This is a genomic window from uncultured Ilumatobacter sp., from assembly GCF_963980585.1.
In the GTDB taxonomy this organism is placed as follows: Bacteria; Actinomycetota; Acidimicrobiia; order Acidimicrobiales; family Ilumatobacteraceae; genus Ilumatobacter_A.
In genome coordinates this window covers 1-13651 of sequence record NZ_CAXCAM010000013.1, presented here as the reverse complement: position 1 = coordinate 13651, position 13651 = coordinate 1, and the positions used below count along the sequence as shown (strand labels likewise).

The 13651-nt window shown below is 62.4% G+C and carries 18 protein-coding genes and 1 tRNA gene; 11 read left to right on the top strand and 8 right to left on the bottom strand.

Annotated elements, in window-relative coordinates; all coding sequences use genetic code 11:
• The first annotated feature begins 52 nt into the window (after positions 1–52).
• Positions 53–1000: an oxygenase MpaB family protein gene (locus tag ACH2DW_RS06110; protein ID WP_394928836.1), complete on the top strand. Its 948-nt coding sequence runs from the start codon at positions 53–55 to the stop codon at positions 998–1000.
• A gap of 79 nt (positions 1001–1079) precedes the next feature.
• Complete coding sequence (locus ACH2DW_RS06105) at positions 1080–1418, top strand: DoxX family protein (RefSeq protein WP_394928835.1); 339 nt, start codon at positions 1080–1082, stop codon at positions 1416–1418.
• A gap of 23 nt (positions 1419–1441) precedes the next feature.
• Here the strand turns inward: ACH2DW_RS06105 and ACH2DW_RS06100 are convergent, their stop codons facing one another.
• The gene (locus ACH2DW_RS06100; RefSeq protein WP_394928834.1) at positions 1442–1816 is read right to left on the bottom strand and encodes a DoxX family protein; all 375 of its coding nucleotides are present in this window, start codon (positions 1814–1816) and stop codon (positions 1442–1444) included.
• A 164-nt stretch (positions 1817–1980) separates the two neighbouring features.
• On the opposite strand from ACH2DW_RS06100, the gene ACH2DW_RS06095 reads away from it, so the two are divergent.
• From ACH2DW_RS06095 to ACH2DW_RS06080, 4 genes are read left to right on the top strand one after another with little or no spacing between them, the layout of a single operon-like run.
• The gene (locus tag ACH2DW_RS06095; RefSeq protein WP_394928833.1) at positions 1981–2214 is read left to right on the top strand and encodes a hypothetical protein; all 234 of its coding nucleotides are present in this window, start codon (positions 1981–1983) and stop codon (positions 2212–2214) included.
• Positions 2211–2405, top strand: a complete 195-nt coding sequence (locus tag ACH2DW_RS06090; RefSeq protein ID WP_394928832.1) for a hypothetical protein — start codon at positions 2211–2213, stop codon at positions 2403–2405. The genes ACH2DW_RS06095 and ACH2DW_RS06090 overlap by 4 nt, the downstream gene beginning before the upstream one ends.
• A gap of 10 nt (positions 2406–2415) precedes the next feature.
• A complete protein-coding gene (locus ACH2DW_RS06085) occupies positions 2416–3621 on the top strand; it encodes a lycopene cyclase family protein (RefSeq protein ID WP_394928831.1) in 1206 nt (401 codons plus the stop codon).
• 5 nt (positions 3622–3626) lie between these two features.
• Complete coding sequence (locus tag ACH2DW_RS06080) at positions 3627–4658, top strand: Brp/Blh family beta-carotene 15,15'-dioxygenase (RefSeq protein WP_394928830.1); 1032 nt, start codon at positions 3627–3629, stop codon at positions 4656–4658.
• A 15-nt stretch (positions 4659–4673) separates the two neighbouring features.
• On the opposite strand, the gene ACH2DW_RS06075 is transcribed toward ACH2DW_RS06080, so the two are convergent.
• On the bottom strand, positions 4674–5465 hold the full coding sequence (locus tag ACH2DW_RS06075) for a B12-binding domain-containing protein (protein ID WP_394928829.1): 792 nt from the start codon (positions 5463–5465) through the stop codon (positions 4674–4676).
• A 115-nt stretch (positions 5466–5580) separates the two neighbouring features.
• Between ACH2DW_RS06075 and ACH2DW_RS06070 the strand changes: the two genes are divergently transcribed.
• Together ACH2DW_RS06070 and ACH2DW_RS06065 are read left to right on the top strand one after the other, a co-directional pair.
• Entirely contained in the window at positions 5581–6399 is an 819-nt protein-coding gene (locus ACH2DW_RS06070) for a bacteriorhodopsin-like (protein WP_394928828.1), read from the top strand.
• Positions 6400–6477: 78 nt separating this feature from the next.
• On the top strand, positions 6478–6834 hold the full coding sequence (locus ACH2DW_RS06065) for a WhiB family transcriptional regulator (RefSeq protein ID WP_394928827.1): 357 nt from the start codon (positions 6478–6480) through the stop codon (positions 6832–6834).
• 11 nt (positions 6835–6845) lie between these two features.
• Here the strand turns inward: ACH2DW_RS06065 and ACH2DW_RS06060 are convergent, their stop codons facing one another.
• Positions 6846–8045, bottom strand: coding sequence for a hypothetical protein (locus ACH2DW_RS06060; RefSeq protein ID WP_394928826.1), 1200 nt, complete (start codon positions 8043–8045; stop codon positions 6846–6848).
• A gap of 70 nt (positions 8046–8115) precedes the next feature.
• A complete protein-coding gene (locus tag ACH2DW_RS06055) occupies positions 8116–8346 on the bottom strand; it encodes a GDP-mannose 4,6-dehydratase (RefSeq protein WP_394928825.1) in 231 nt (76 codons plus the stop codon).
• A 187-nt stretch (positions 8347–8533) separates the two neighbouring features.
• Here ACH2DW_RS06055 and ACH2DW_RS06050 point away from each other — a divergent pair, with 187 nt between their 5' ends.
• Entirely contained in the window at positions 8534–8983 is a 450-nt protein-coding gene (locus tag ACH2DW_RS06050; RefSeq protein WP_394928824.1) for a Fur family transcriptional regulator, read from the top strand.
• Positions 8984–9009: 26 nt separating this feature from the next.
• Positions 9010–11169 (top strand): catalase/peroxidase HPI, encoded by a 2160-nt coding sequence (gene katG, locus ACH2DW_RS06045; protein ID WP_394928823.1) that lies wholly within the window; start codon positions 9010–9012, stop codon positions 11167–11169.
• Between the two features lie 108 nt (positions 11170–11277).
• Here katG and ACH2DW_RS06040 read toward each other — a convergent pair whose 3' ends face one another.
• Both ACH2DW_RS06040 and metA read right to left on the bottom strand, forming a co-directional pair.
• Positions 11278–11823, bottom strand: a complete 546-nt coding sequence (locus ACH2DW_RS06040) for a hypothetical protein (protein ID WP_394928822.1) — start codon at positions 11821–11823, stop codon at positions 11278–11280.
• A 291-nt stretch (positions 11824–12114) separates the two neighbouring features.
• Positions 12115–13014, bottom strand: a complete 900-nt coding sequence (gene metA, locus ACH2DW_RS06035; RefSeq protein WP_394928821.1) for a homoserine O-succinyltransferase — start codon at positions 13012–13014, stop codon at positions 12115–12117.
• Positions 13015–13020: 6 nt separating this feature from the next.
• On the opposite strand from metA, the gene ACH2DW_RS06030 reads away from it, so the two are divergent.
• Positions 13021–13284, top strand: coding sequence for a hypothetical protein (locus ACH2DW_RS06030; RefSeq protein WP_394928820.1), 264 nt, complete (start codon positions 13021–13023; stop codon positions 13282–13284).
• Here the strand turns inward: ACH2DW_RS06030 and ACH2DW_RS06025 are convergent.
• A complete protein-coding gene (locus tag ACH2DW_RS06025; RefSeq protein ID WP_394928819.1) occupies positions 13281–13517 on the bottom strand; it encodes a hypothetical protein in 237 nt (78 codons plus the stop codon). The two genes, ACH2DW_RS06030 and ACH2DW_RS06025, sit on opposite strands and share 4 nt — an antisense overlap.
• A 56-nt stretch (positions 13518–13573) precedes the next feature.
• Positions 13574–13646: transfer RNA gene (locus ACH2DW_RS06020), tRNA-Arg, on the bottom strand.
• Positions 13647–13651 lie beyond the last annotated feature (5 nt).

The window sequence follows — 13651 nt, the reverse complement described above, 5'->3', positions numbered from 1 at the left end:
ACCCCACTCCACCCACCGAGCAGATCAATCGAATGCGATCGGGAAGGGCAACGTGATCAATTACCTCCGCGATCAGGTCGTGTCCGCCACCACGTCGCTATTCTCCCACGGTCCGTCACCGCTCGAGAAGACGCTCGACTATCAGGGCGACCCCGGCTTGCTCGGCCCCGACTCGATCTCGTGGCGCGTGATCGGAGACACCGCGGCGTTCGTCGGTGGGATCCGGGCGCTGCTCGTTCAGGCCGCCCATCCCGAGGTTGTTGCCGGCGTCGAGCAGCACTCTCGTTACCGGAGCGATCCGTTCGGACGCCTCAACCGGACATCGTTCTACGTCACCGAGACCACCTACGGCGCCCGCCCAGAGGTGGAAGCTGCCGTCGCGGAGGTGCGTTCGGCGCACCGTCCTGTCCGGGGCCAGTCGGCACGAGGCAAGCAGTACAGCGCCGCACATCCCGAACTGGCCGCGTGGGTGCACAACGTGTTGACCGACTCGTTTCTCGCTGCGTATCAAACGTTCGGTCCAGAGCAGCTCTCGGTGCAGGAGGCAGATCAATTCGTCACCGAGCAGGCCACGATCGGAGCCCTGCTCGGGGCGTCTCCCCTTCCGCTCACCGCGCGTGAACTGTCGGCGTGGGTTGCTGATCACCCGGCACTGTGCGCATCAGACGATCAGGCCAGCGCGACGGCGTTCCTCCGCGATCCGCCGCTCCCGCTCGGCGTGAAGCTGGGTTACCGACTGCTGTCCGACGCGGCGGTGTCCATCATCCCGTCGCGGATCACCGACATTCTCGGCTTGCACCCGTCACCAGCGCGATCCCGCATCGGCGGCAGCGTCGTGAGCGGTCTGCGTTGGACACTGGGATCATCGCCGTCCTGGCACCTGGCGCTGGTCCGGGCCGGAGCTCCTGTGCCGAGCGGCCTGTTTCGCCAGCCGCTTCCACCGGGTGCGGCCGAGGTTCTGCGCGCAGCCGATCCCAGCAGTGCCGAGAGCCCAGATTGATGGCAACCGGATGCAGAACCCGACGAATGTGTTGGCACCTTGGCCGCATCGGTGACGGAGCCAGACAGTCAGCCGTCGCATGCTCCTGGTAATTCTCGCTGCGGTCTCCGCACTGGCGTTTTTGTACTACGGGGCCGAGACGTTGTTCGCCGCTCGGCCGCGCCGTGAGTTCGAACGGTATGGCATGCCTCAGTTGCGAGTGTTCGTCGGCTCAATGCAGCTGTTGGGTGCAGCAGGAGTCCTGATCGGGATCTTCGTGGCCCCAATTGGAGCCGTTGCCGCCGCTGGGCTCACGATCATGATGCTGCTTGGACTCGTTGCCCGGTACCGGATTCACGATGCGCCGCGGCTGATGATTCCTGCGAGCAGCCTTGCGCTGTTGAACGCAATGCTGGTGTTCCTGTTCGTCACGCAGTGATCTGCGCGACGGCAAGGCTGTTGTCAGTCGCGTTCGGCAGTCAGAGCCGCCACGGTTGACAAGGTCAGGACCGTGATTGCGGGCATTGAACGCTTGATCGGGTCTTTCACCTTGACGTGCATGCCGATTGCTCCGAGCATGAACAAGGCAAGGCCGGTAGAGGCGGGGCGGACGAGCTTGGGCACTGCGTGTCCGGCGAGCATGAGCGTGGCGAGGCTGACCTTGGCGGCGCCGACGGCGTACATCTGGTTTTTCGAGAAGCCGTACTCCTCGAATTCTTCTTGCATGTTGGTCGCGCCGCCACCGCGGTAGCCGGTGTCTTTGTTGAATCTGTTGAACCAGACGTTGAGGATCCAGAGAGCTGCGACTGTCTGGGCGATTCGGCCGACAATTTTCATACGGCGATCTTAGGCGCGGGGACGCCTGAAGGCGCTTCGAGCTCCGGCGTTTTGCAACACCCGCCCGCTCGATCATCAACTATCGCGATCGTGGCATGCCCGTTCTCCCCTTCGGTTTTATTCATGCTATAGTGTGATAAATAATCTCAACCGAAGGACGACCCATGAAATCCCTGTTCAACAACCTGCCACCGGACTTCCGTCTGAAGCTTCCATTCCTGGCTGCTGGCTTCTTCTCGTTCCTTTTCTCCGTGTACCTCTACTTCGTGCTCGGCGAAGAGAACGCCGGCATCTTCGTCGGCCTCTGGGTCCCGTCGATTCACTCCCTCGGCACCCTGATCGTCGCACCGGCCAAAGTCCCGGTCGCGGTCGCCGAGCGCGAGAAGGTCGACTCATGAGCCTCGTCATCTTCGGCGTTGGGGTCTTCGTCTTCTTCCTCACCGTCTACGGCACAGTGGTCGCGGGCGGTTTGCAGCTCACCAAGAAGCAGATCGAGACGAGCCCCGAACTCTCTCCCAGTCTCGATACAAATCCCGATGACCCCGACGATGGCCTTTCGACGAGCGACATCGTCCGGGCCGACTTTTAGACCCTCACCCATGAATGCGGTCGACGCCGATCTGATCATCGCCGGCGCCGGCTGCGCTGGGTTGAGCGCGCTGTGGCAGGTCATGCAGCGACCCAACGAGCATCGCAAGGTCATCGTGATCGACCGCGACTTCGAGGTGGGCGACGACCGCACCTGGGCATTCTGGGGGACGCGTGACGCCCCCTTTGCTCACCTGGCCGACCAAACGTGGGATCAGTTGCGGGTCCGGTTTCCCGGCTGGGAGACCGTCGGCAGACTCCAACGCCCGAACGGCACATCGCCGAACGGCCGCAGGGTGTACAGCCGGGTCCGCCAGCGGGACTACGACGCGGCCATTCTCCACGATGCGGCCCGGCACCCCAACATCCGATTCGTGGCCCAGGACATCATCGGTTTTCGTGACGACCACACAGGCGGAGTCGTTGAACTCCCCGAAGGCGAGCTGCGCGCACCGCTCGTGTTGCAAAGCACGCGACTCTCGCCGTCCAACGATGCCGTGCCCGCACGCCATCCGCTGCGGCAACACTTCGGCGGCTGGGAGGTGCGGACCCAACACCCGATCTTCGATCCCCAAGTCGCGACGCTGATGGACTTCGACACCGACCAGTTTGATGCCACGGCGTTTTTCTATGTTCTTCCTGAAGCGCGTGATCGGGCCTTGGTCGAATTCACCATGTTCTCCCCTCAGCCTCGCGACCCTGCGTTCTACGACATCCAGCTCCGTGACTATCTCGAGCGACGCGGCGCGGGCGCGGTCTCGATCGAGCGCACTGAGTACGGGGTCATTCCCATGGATGATCGTCGCCGCGACCAGCAATGGGGCGAGCATGTCTGGAATCTCGGCACGGTTGGAGGGATGACCAAGCCGACGAGCGGATACACGTTTCAGCGGATCCACGCGCAGGCGCGCCATCTCATCGATCACTGGGCACACGGCACGACGCCGACGCCACTCCCCTCGCCGCCACATCGGTATCAATATGCGGACCGCACTCTGCTCAACATCTTGCATCACCACCCGGAGCGCGGCCGGCCGATATTCGAGCGTCTGTTTGCAACGTCGTCGATCGATGACGTGCTGACGTTTCTGGATGAAGACAGCACGCTCGGTAACGATGCCCGAATGTTGACCAAGCTGCCCTGGGCGCCGTTTCTCCGGGCGGCCGCCACAGAGTTCGGCGCCGATTTGTTGGCCGCCGTCTCCGGCCGGCGGTGACGACGGTGACGTCGACGGTGGCCACCACCGCCACTTCCCACGTCGAGGCACAGCGGACTCCGATGTCGCCGGGCGTGTTCCGAGTGGTCGTGGCAATCACTGCGGCGGTCACGGTGGCGGCAGTCGTTGCGCCACCGAGCGACACGGTGTCGGTGGCAGTGGTCATGGTGGTTGTTGCAGTGCTCGGCATCCCTCACGGGGCAGTCGATCACCTCGTCGCAGCAGCGCTCGGATCGACCGCCCCGACTCGACTCACACGCAGTGCGGCCACGCCGATCCGCCCGCTGCGCTTCCACCTCGCCTATCTGGCCGCAATGCTCGCCTACGGCCTGGTCTGGCTCGCCATTCCCGCGGTCGCACTCGCCGGGTTTCTCCTCCTGTCGGTACACCACTTTGGACAGAGCGATCTCGCGTCCTTGCAATTGGATCGTTGGCGCCAGGGTGCAATTCAGCTCTCTCGAGGACTCTTTCTGGTCGGACTGGTGCTCGTGGCCAACCTCGCGGCGGTCAGCCCGGTGATCGACCGGATGGGCGGGTTCGATCCATCCGCGTGGGCATGGCTTGCCGGACACACCGCTGCCTGGTCTTTGGTATTGGTTGGTCAGCACCTCGTCATCGGACTCATCGTCGGCGCGCAGGTTCGCGACCGCGAGATCATCCGGCGAGAGGCCATCGCCGTCATTGCATTGACCGCGCTGTTCGTTGCAGCTGATCCCCTGATTGGGTTCGCTCTCTATTTCGGCCTGTGGCACTCGCTGAATCACCTTGGCGTGCTCGCCGAGGTGCTCGGACATCGTTCTGGCTCTGCAGCATTAGCCCCGCGACAACTCGCGCGACTTGCCGCTCCTCGCAGTGTCGCGTCGCTCGCTGCGCTGGCAATACTCATCGGTGGCGCGGCGGCGCTTGATCAAACCGAGTTGGTCGTGCCGGTCGCACTGATTTTCATCAGCATGCTGACCTTGCCGCACATGATCGTCGTCGAACGATTGTGGAAGGCGATTCGCTTGGAGACGCCGTCGGGCCAACGCCCCATCTGATCAAGTGGCGTGTGATCAGGTGCTGGCGTCGGCTGCCAGTTGGACATCGTCGATGAGGCCGCCGAGTGTCTTGCCCGCCCCACCAACGAGAGTGGGTGTTCCTGCGGCGCGGATCTGAACTGCGGCTTGTTCGGCTTCGTCTGCCGCATCCGGGTTGGTCAGCGAGATCACCACAACGTCGATTTCATCGTGGGCGGCACAGAAGCCGACGAGTTCATCGCCGGGCATATCTGCGCCGAGGTGATGCACGTGCCAATTGGCCTCGCGGAGCGCGACCGTGGCCATGGTGGTCGGCAGGGAGTGCAGGTCACCAGAGACCGCAGCGACCATGACGGTGCCTCGCCGCCGCCCGCGCGGGTTTGGCAGCAGATCTCCGAGCGCGCGCTCAACGATCGCCGATGCTCGATGCTCGACCCAGATCGTCAGGTTGCCCTCGTGCCAGGCCTGACCGATTGCACGCAACGGTGGCGAGATCACCTGCTCGACCAGGTCCACGATGGTCGTGCCTTCGTCGACAAGCCGTCGGGCAATCTTGCGGACCTCGGATTCGTCGCCCTCGAGGAGTGCCTGATGCATGCGCTCGGACTGGCGCTGCAGACGGGCAGGGCTTGGGGCCGCAGGGGTCTGCGGAGCTTCGCGTTGGGCGCCAACCTCGGCCACATCGTGCGGCGAGACGAGGTATTTACCGCCGGTGAGCTGTGCGGGGAGGCGACCGCTACGAACCCACCGGTACGCAGTTTGGTAGTGCACACCGAGCGCGTCTGCCGCTGACTGCAGCTCCAACATCGTCTCGGACTTATTGCTCATAACGGCATTGTACGCAATCAGGAATAAATATGCACTAACTCACACTAATTCGTACTAAAGCTTGTTAAAGTTGAGGCGTCCGCAACAGTGCGGTCACTTCACAAGGAGAAATTTGATGGAGCTCACGTTGACCGAGGCGCAATACAACCTCGTCTACAACTCGTTCTCATTCGTCATCGCCAGCATGGGAGCAGCACTGCTGTTCTTCTTGCTGGTCAGAAGTCGAGTGGCCCCGCAACACCGCATGGCAATCACGCTGTCCACACTTGTCGTGGGCATCGCCCTCTACCACTACGTCCGAGTTTTCGGATCTTGGGAAGACGCCTTCAGTTACGTCGGCGGCGAATACGTCCAAGATGGCAAACCCTTCAACGAGGGCTACCGCTACGTCGACTGGCTGCTGACAGTTCCACTTTTGCTCGCCGAGCTCGTGGTGGTCCTGAAGCTGACCAAGGGCAAGACGCGCAGCCTGATCGTTCGACTCACCATTGCTGCCGTTGCGATGATCGCACTCGGCTACCCCGGCGAAATCGCTGCGGCCGACTCTTCGGCTCGCACCGTGTGGGGCGTCCTGTCGACCATTCCATTCTTGTACATCCTGTATGTCCTCTTCGTCGAGCTCGGCAAGTCACTTGAACGTCAGAGTGGCAGCGTCAAGAAGCTGGTCGACGGCCTGCGCTACATCATCCTCGCCACATGGGGCATCTACCCGATCGCCTACATGCTTCCATCGCTGATCGACGACGAGGCCAACGCCGAAGTCGCCCGCCAGGTGATGTATTCCATCGGCGACGTGCTCGCCAAGCCGCTCTTCGGTCTCCTGGTGCTGGGTATTGCTCTCGCCAAGTCCCGTGAGGACGGCTACGTCGAGCCGGGCGGCCAGCCCAACAGCGCCGCAGCACCTGACGATGCGAGCGAGCTTCTCGAAGCCTGAATTCCTTCTGCCCGAACGCCCTGACGGGCTCGACGCCTTCCCCCCGGGGCGTCGAGCCCCCACTCGAAAGGATCAATGATGACCACCGCAACCATCCCAATGCTCGACATCGAGATCGAAGCCATCGACTCGGTCGTGGCTGACGCTGATTGGAAACTGCAGGCTGCGTGCCGCGGGCAGATCGAACTGTTCTTTGCCCGGAAAGCTGAGCGTCCTCAAGCCCGAGAGCGCCGCGAGGCGAAGGCCAAGAAGATGTGCGACGTCTGCCCCGTCAGCACCGAGTGCCGCACGACCGCCAGGGAAAACCGTGAGTACGGATACTGGGCCGGCGAATCCGAAGAAGATCGTCACCTGCTCGGCTTCCGAGTCACTGCTCCCATCGGCCTACGCGCTCGCCTCGCCGACGTCGAAAAGCGGCAGAGCCGCAGCGCCTGAGCTGCGTCAGGTCATTGCTGAGGCGCGAAGTTCCACACGTCGTTGTCGACTCGGAGGTAGTTCTCCGGGTCGGTGAAGTCGAAAGTTTCGCGGTCACCACCGACGGTAATGATCTCAGGGTCGCCATCGGCCCCGACGATGGTGGTCGAGTCGAAGTCGTACTTGGCTTCGGCAGAGTCGGTCACGTTCCACGGCGGTGTGTCCAGCTCGGTCCACGTTGCGCCGTCGGCGCTGCTCCACATGTCGGTCGGATTCGTGATGAGTCCAAAGCCGCCGAAGCAGACGATCTCGCCGACTACTTCACACACGTGACCGGGGCGAGGTGACCATCCTGCTGACTCGGTGACGAGTTCCCAGTCTGCTCCATCGGTCGTGCTCCACACGTCGTTGAAGTAGGGCGCATCGCAATCGGGCAGCGGAGTGCAGGTGAAGCCGTCCTCGCCGCCGAGGAGGAACAGTCGGTCGCCGCGCACGACCGCTGCTGCTCCGGCTCTGGGCTCCCATGGCGCTGCGTCGGTCATCTGTTCCCAGTCGACGCCGTCGGTGCTGCGCCATACATCGTTGTAGTAGATCCGGGCTGGTCCGCCTGCTCCAATGATTGAGGAATCGTCGTTCTGTGATCCGCCGAACACATAGATGTGGTCGCCCAGCACTTCAGCCGACAGGCCGGCACGTCCGGACCAGGGTGCTGCTGCGGTGAGTTGCTCCCACACGACGCCGTCGGTGCTGCTCCACACGTCGTTGAAGAACTGCGATGTCGGCACAAATTCGGGGCACGGAGCGTCTGGGTCGATGCCCAGCCCGGGCGGCGGTTCGAGGCCCTGCTCAAGGAGGGCACAGAAAGGGTTCTCCTCGAGGCCGAAGTCCTGCCCGCCGAGCACCACGACGGCATCGTCTTTGACGACCGCCTGGAAGTAGGCGCGTGGCGGCCACATGTCGGGCTCGTCGCCGCTGAGCAGTGATTGCCACGTCGCGCCGGCGTCGTTGGACTCCCACACATCGGCCCAGATTTGGCTGTCTCCAGGAATCGTTGATTGATTCGGCGTGCGCCCACCGAGCAGGAGGAGTCGTCCGTCAAGATCCACGACGCGCAGTCCGGCGCGTGCACTCCACGGCGCGCTGTCGGTGCGTTCGGACCAGATGTAGCCGTTCAACTCCTCAGCGGTCGGGCCTGGGTCTGGCGGATCGGTCGATGGCGGGGCCTCGGTCACGACTGGCGGCGGGGTCGTCGGCGCTGCGGACGTCGTCGGCTCGGACGCATCCGGAGCTGGCGGTTCGGTCTCAGTCGACGCAGCAGTCGGCGGTGGCCCGTCCGAGCCGCTGGTTGCGTCCGAGCCGCCACAGGCTGCGATCAAGACGGCGAGAGCGAGCGCCGAGCGCGGACCGCGTGGACTCTGCCTTCGACTTTGATCGGACCGTGCCGACGACTTCGTAGCCTTGGCGCAGGAGCTCGGCGCCACAGTGTTGGCCGATGTATCCGGTAATTCCTGTGACTAACACACGTTCGGTCATGACTTCAGCTCACTTCAGTTGGGGTCGTCTGGCAACTCGCAGGTACGAAGCTACAGAGGTTTCATGACCGCAAGATGAACACTCAGCTTGGTGATGCGTTGATGTTCTCGCCGTTGGGTGAGCCCAAGGTCTCACCCAACAGCAACTGATTCTTGACAGAGTCCAGTATTGGTGGTTTGATGGTGTTGTGTCCGAGACAGCAGTGGAGCTCCTGCGCCAGCACGGCGTCCAGGTCACTGCTCAACGGCTCGCGATCATGCGCGTCGTGGCAGAACGTCCACACGCCACGGCCGACGAGTTGGGCGACGAAGTGCGCTCCCAACTCGGCGCAATCTCCCGCCAGGCGGTCTATGACTCGCTCGGCGTCCTCGTCGACAAGAACCTGATTCGCCGGATCCAACCCGCTGGCTCGGCAGCTCGCTACGAGAACCGCATCGGTGACAACCACCATCACCTCATCTGCCGGAGCTGCCGGGTGATGTTCGACATCGACTGTGCGACCGGCGAAGTGCCGTGTCTGACTGCCGACGACAACCACGGATTCGAAATCGACGAAGCCGAGGTTATTTACTGGGGCCACTGCCCCACCTGTCGTGCCGCAACGCAACAACAACACCCCACCCATCTCACCAAATAATCCCGTCAGAAACCGAAGGAGACATCATGAGCGACGCATCCGAGGCAAAGTGCCCAGTACTGCAAAGCCCGCACACCGCAACAGGCAGCTCGGCCAACCAACACTGGTGGCCGAACCAGCTCAACTTGAACATCTTGCATCAGGGCTCGGCTGCGTCGAACCCGATGGATGACGACTTCGACTACGCCGCGGAGTTCAACACGCTTGATCTCGCTGCACTGAAGGCCGACCTCACCGCCCTCATGACCGACTCCAAAGAGTGGTGGCCGGCTGACTACGGGCACTACGGCCCGTTCTTCGTCCGCATGGCCTGGCACTCTGCCGGCACCTACCGCACCCACGACGGTCGCGGCGGCGGCGCGTCAGGTCAGCAGCGTTTCGCGCCGCTCAACAGCTGGCCCGACAACGGCAACCTCGACAAGGCTCGCGCCCTGCTCGAGCCAATCAAGAAGAAGTACGGCCGGAAGATTTCATGGGCCGACCTGATGCTCCTCACCGGCAACGTCGCCATGGAGTCGATGGGGTTCACAACCTTCGGTTTCGCCGGCGGCCGCGAGGACGTCTGGGCTCCCGAAGAGGACGTCTACTGGGGCCCCGAGAACGTCTGGCTCGACGACCAGCGCTACACCGGCGACCGCGAGTTGGAGACGCCGCTCGGTGCCGTGCAGATGGGCCTCATCTACGTCAACCCCGAAGGCCCGAACGGCAATCCCGACCCCGTGGGGTCTGGTCGCGACATCCGCGAGACCTTCGGCCGGATGGCGATGAACGACGAAGAGACCGTTGCCCTGGTCGTCGGCGGTCACGCCTTCGGCAAGATGCATGGTGCGGGCCCAGAAGACCTGATGGGCGCTGAGCCCGAAGGCGCACCAATGGAACAGCAGCTGCTTGGCTGGAAGAACGGCTTCGGCAGCGGCAAGGGTGTCCACACCACCACGAGTGGCTTCGAAGGCGCGTGGAACTCCACCCCGACGCAGTGGGACAACAACTACCTCGAGACGTTGATGGACAACGACTGGGAGCTCACCGAGAGCCCGGCCGGCCACAAGCAGTGGACCGCTCCGGCGCTCGCCGGCACCGTGCCCGACGCTCACGACCCAAACATCACCCACGCACCGATGATGAGCACCGCGGACATGGCCATGAAGATGGACCCGATCTACGGTCCCATCTCGCAGCGCTTCCGTGACAACCCCGAACAGCTCGATGACGCCTACGCCCGTGCGTGGTACAAGCTGACGCACCGCGACATGGGCCCGAAGGTTCGCTTGCTCGGACCTGAAGTCCCTGCCGAAGAACTGCTCTGGCAGGACCCGATCCCGGCCGGCACCGCGCTCAGCGATGCTGAGGTCGCAACGGTCAAGGCAGCCATCATGGCTGCCGGCCTCAGCATCACCGAGCTCGTCGAGACGGCGTGGGCATCTGCGTCGACGTACCGTCAGAGCGACAAGCGCGGTGGCGCCAACGGCGGCCGTATCCGTCTCGCTCCGCAGAGTGAGTGGGCCGTCAACCGTCCCGATCAGCTCCGCCGTGTGCTCGGCGCACTCGAAGGTGTCCAGTCGAGCGTCGGCGTGTCGGTCTCGATGGCTGACCTCATCGTCCTTGGTGGCGCTGCTGCGGTTGAAGCCGCCGCTGCAGCCGGAGGCAATGCTGTGTCGGTCAACGTCAGCACCGGACGCGGCGACGCCACTGCTGAGCAGACCGACGAAGAGTCCTTCGCATGGCTCGAGCCGAAGAACGACGGTTTCCGGAACTTCCTGGGCAAGGGCACCAGCCACGTCGCCGAGCACCTGCTCGTCGACCGGGCACAACTGCTCGGCCTCGGCGCTCCGGAAATGGCTGCCCTCGTGGGCGGTCTCCGCGTGCTCGGTGTCAGCACTGACAACCATGGCGTGCTCACCGAGCAGGTCGGTGTGTTGAGCAACGACTTCTTCGTCAACCTCATGGATCAGGGCACTGAGTGGTCTGCTGCATCGGGCGCCGAAGACGCGTTCGAAGGCCGCGACCGAGTCAGCGGTGACCTCAAGTGGACCGGCACACGTAACGATCTCGTGTTCGGCTCGAACTCGATCTTGCGGGCCATTGCCGACGTGTATGCAGCCGATGATGCTGGCGCAAAGTTTGTCAACGACTTCGCCGCTGCATTCGCCAAGGTGATGGACGCCGATCGCTTCGACCTCGCCTGATCACCACAACTTGAGCCAGTCGTACTGAACCCGGTCTATGTCACTTCGGTGGCACAGGCCGGGTTCGGTCGTTTTCCGAGTGTTCTTCAGTCGGGTGATCGGGGCAAGTCACCGGGGCAGCGAGGTCGGAGTCTCGTCGTCTCCACTCGGGGCGGGCTCGGTGGCGTCCTCGTTGGTGCCGAGACGGTCATAGATGGTTTGCATCAACTGGCCGGCGACCATCATTGCGACGACGATCAGGATCACTTCGAGCAGATGGCCGAGCGAGACGTGCTCACCAAAGACGATGCCGACGACCTCAAGCATGACGAACTTGCCACCGAAGAGGACGAGCCAGGTCGTGAGCACACCGGCGAGCCGCCAGGAGTGTTTTTCGAAGAAATAGTGATGAATGCGTTGTTCGAATCTGGCAAGAATGCCAATCATCGTTGTGAGCAACACGGCGGTGAGCACCGAGATCCAGAACGAGTCAATGACGACTTCGTCGACGAACTCCACGAAGAGATTGAGCACCACGACGTTGGTCAACACGTTCAAGGCGGCGCCGGCAAAGATCTGCTGGCGGCGAGTCACGGTGGCCAGCTCAGCGCCGCGGAGCGACGCAAGTACCCGGGGCGAACGATCGTCTATAGCTACCTTCGTCGTTTCGTTCACAGTGGTGTCCTTTCCATCATCGTTGTAAGCGAGCGAGCGCCGCGCTGTTCCATGCTATTCGTGCGCAGTACTGAGGTTCCTTAATTCTTCGTCCCGACGAAACATTGGGTGCAGTCCGGCCAGTTCAAGCATCCTGCGATGCTCGGGTTCGGGGCAGGCATCGAACAGAACACTCATAAGGTCGGCAAGTTCGTCGACAAACGGGAGTTGCGGCTCGCAGTTACCTTCTTGGCGAGGTTCCCGAGCGCGTTCGCCGAACGGGCCTGACCGTCATCGTCGCGCAGCCCAAGCTTAGTCGAACGTGGTGGATTGATAAACCTGGTTGATCCAATTGCCGAACAGCAAGAAGGCATGTGAGCGCCACCGGTTGACCGGAGGACGGTTGGGGTCATCGTTGGGGAAGTAGTCGTGTGGGACCTCGATTCGCGCTCCTGCTTCGACATCTCGGAAGTACTCCTTGGCTAGCGTCGTGGAGTCGTATTCGATGTGGTTGAACATGTAGAGCCGGCGGCCCGCTGCCTCAGAGAGCAGGCAGACGCCCGTCTCATCTGATTCCATCAGCAGTTCAAGGCTCGGTACCTGCTCGATGTCGGCTCGGCGCACCTCGGTCCAGCGCGAGACCGAGACCAAGAAGTCGTCGGAGAATCCCGCGAGGTACGGCGATGCGGGTTGCAGGTTGCGGTGCCGATACACACCGAACGCCTTGTTATCCAAGATGTGTTTCGGGACGTCGTGGAAGTGCCAGAGGGCGGCCATTGCTCCCCAACAGATACTGAACGTGGAGTGCACGTTGGTTGTGGTCCAGTCCAGGATCTCGGTGAGTTCGGGCCAATAGGTGACCTCGTCGAAGGGAAGCGTTTCGATTGGGGCGCCGGTAATGATGAAGCCGTCGAAGTGCTGGTCCCTGACTTCATCCCACGTGCGGTAGAAGGTGATCAGGTGATCCTCGGAGGTGTTCTTCGATGCATGGGTACCGACCCGGACGAGGGTCAGTTCGACCTGGAGCGGCGTTGAGGCGATGAGGCGCGCGAGTTGGGTCTCGGTTGCGATTTTGTCGGGCATCAAGTTGAGCAGACCAATCCGGAGTGGCCGGATGTCCTGACGCACTGCGGTGGACTCGCTCATCACCATCACGCCTTCTCTTTCTAGGAGTGCTCGAGCCGGCAGCGTGTCAGGGATCTTGATCGGCATACAGAGATGCTATGGCGACTCGAGCGTCGTCGTTCGATGCGGGGCGTACAGCGCGATGACCTTCCGAAGAGCAGCCTCGAAAAGACAGCCCTCAAGATCAAGGAACGTGACTCGTCCTCAGCGGTTCGTCTGACTCGAGGACGACAGTTTCGGACCCTTGGACAACACTCACCACCCTGGGGGCAATTTGGTCACGGTGCCACGATCCCCCAGGACTTGCCCAAGTACGAAACAGGCTTCACCAAGCTCCTCGAAGCAAAGAACCTCTAAACCCTCGGGGCCATCGAGGCTTCCGCTGCCGCCGCCAAGGCGAACAGCACCAGCGACAGCTTCATCTTGGTGACGGTGATCATGGCATCGGTGATGTTCTTCGCTGGGGTCGGAACGAAGCTCAAAGGCAAAACAACCAGGCTCACCATGCTCATCGTCGCGGGCATTCTCTGCGCAGGAGCGATCGCAGCGATGCTTTCCTTACCGCAACGACCCGTGGATTTCTGATCCACCAGTCCTGACTGCGATTCAAAAACGCAGACAGGACTTTCGAATCAGTCTTTACAAGCGCCCCTGGCAGGGATCGAACCTGCGACACACGGTTTAGGAAACCGATGCTCTATCCACTGAGCTACAGAGGCGGGGA

Excerpts from the sequence above, each read along its gene's own strand:
- ACH2DW_RS06105 (WP_394928835.1), top strand. The coding sequence starts at position 1,080 with ATGCTCCTGGTAATTCTCGCTGCGGTCTCCGCACTGGCGTTTTTGTAC.
- ACH2DW_RS06100 (WP_394928834.1), bottom strand. The coding sequence starts at position 1,816 with ATGAAAATTGTCGGCCGAATCGCCCAGACAGTCGCAGCTCTCTGGATC.
- ACH2DW_RS06095 (WP_394928833.1), top strand. The coding sequence starts at position 1,981 with ATGAAATCCCTGTTCAACAACCTGCCACCGGACTTCCGTCTGAAGCTT.
- ACH2DW_RS06090 (WP_394928832.1), top strand. The coding sequence starts at position 2,211 with ATGAGCCTCGTCATCTTCGGCGTTGGGGTCTTCGTCTTCTTCCTCACC.
- ACH2DW_RS06085 (WP_394928831.1), top strand. The coding sequence starts at position 2,416 with ATGAATGCGGTCGACGCCGATCTGATCATCGCCGGCGCCGGCTGCGCT.
- ACH2DW_RS06075 (WP_394928829.1), bottom strand. The coding sequence starts at position 5,465 with ATGAGCAATAAGTCCGAGACGATGTTGGAGCTGCAGTCAGCGGCAGAC.
- ACH2DW_RS06070 (WP_394928828.1), top strand. The coding sequence starts at position 5,581 with ATGGAGCTCACGTTGACCGAGGCGCAATACAACCTCGTCTACAACTCG.
- ACH2DW_RS06065 (WP_394928827.1), top strand. The coding sequence starts at position 6,478 with ATGACCACCGCAACCATCCCAATGCTCGACATCGAGATCGAAGCCATC.
- ACH2DW_RS06055 (WP_394928825.1), bottom strand. The coding sequence starts at position 8,346 with ATGACCGAACGTGTGTTAGTCACAGGAATTACCGGATACATCGGCCAA.
- katG (WP_394928823.1), top strand. The coding sequence starts at position 9,010 with ATGAGCGACGCATCCGAGGCAAAGTGCCCAGTACTGCAAAGCCCGCAC.
- metA (WP_394928821.1), bottom strand. The coding sequence starts at position 13,014 with ATGCCGATCAAGATCCCTGACACGCTGCCGGCTCGAGCACTCCTAGAA.
- ACH2DW_RS06030 (WP_394928820.1), top strand. The coding sequence starts at position 13,021 with ATGCTATGGCGACTCGAGCGTCGTCGTTCGATGCGGGGCGTACAGCGC.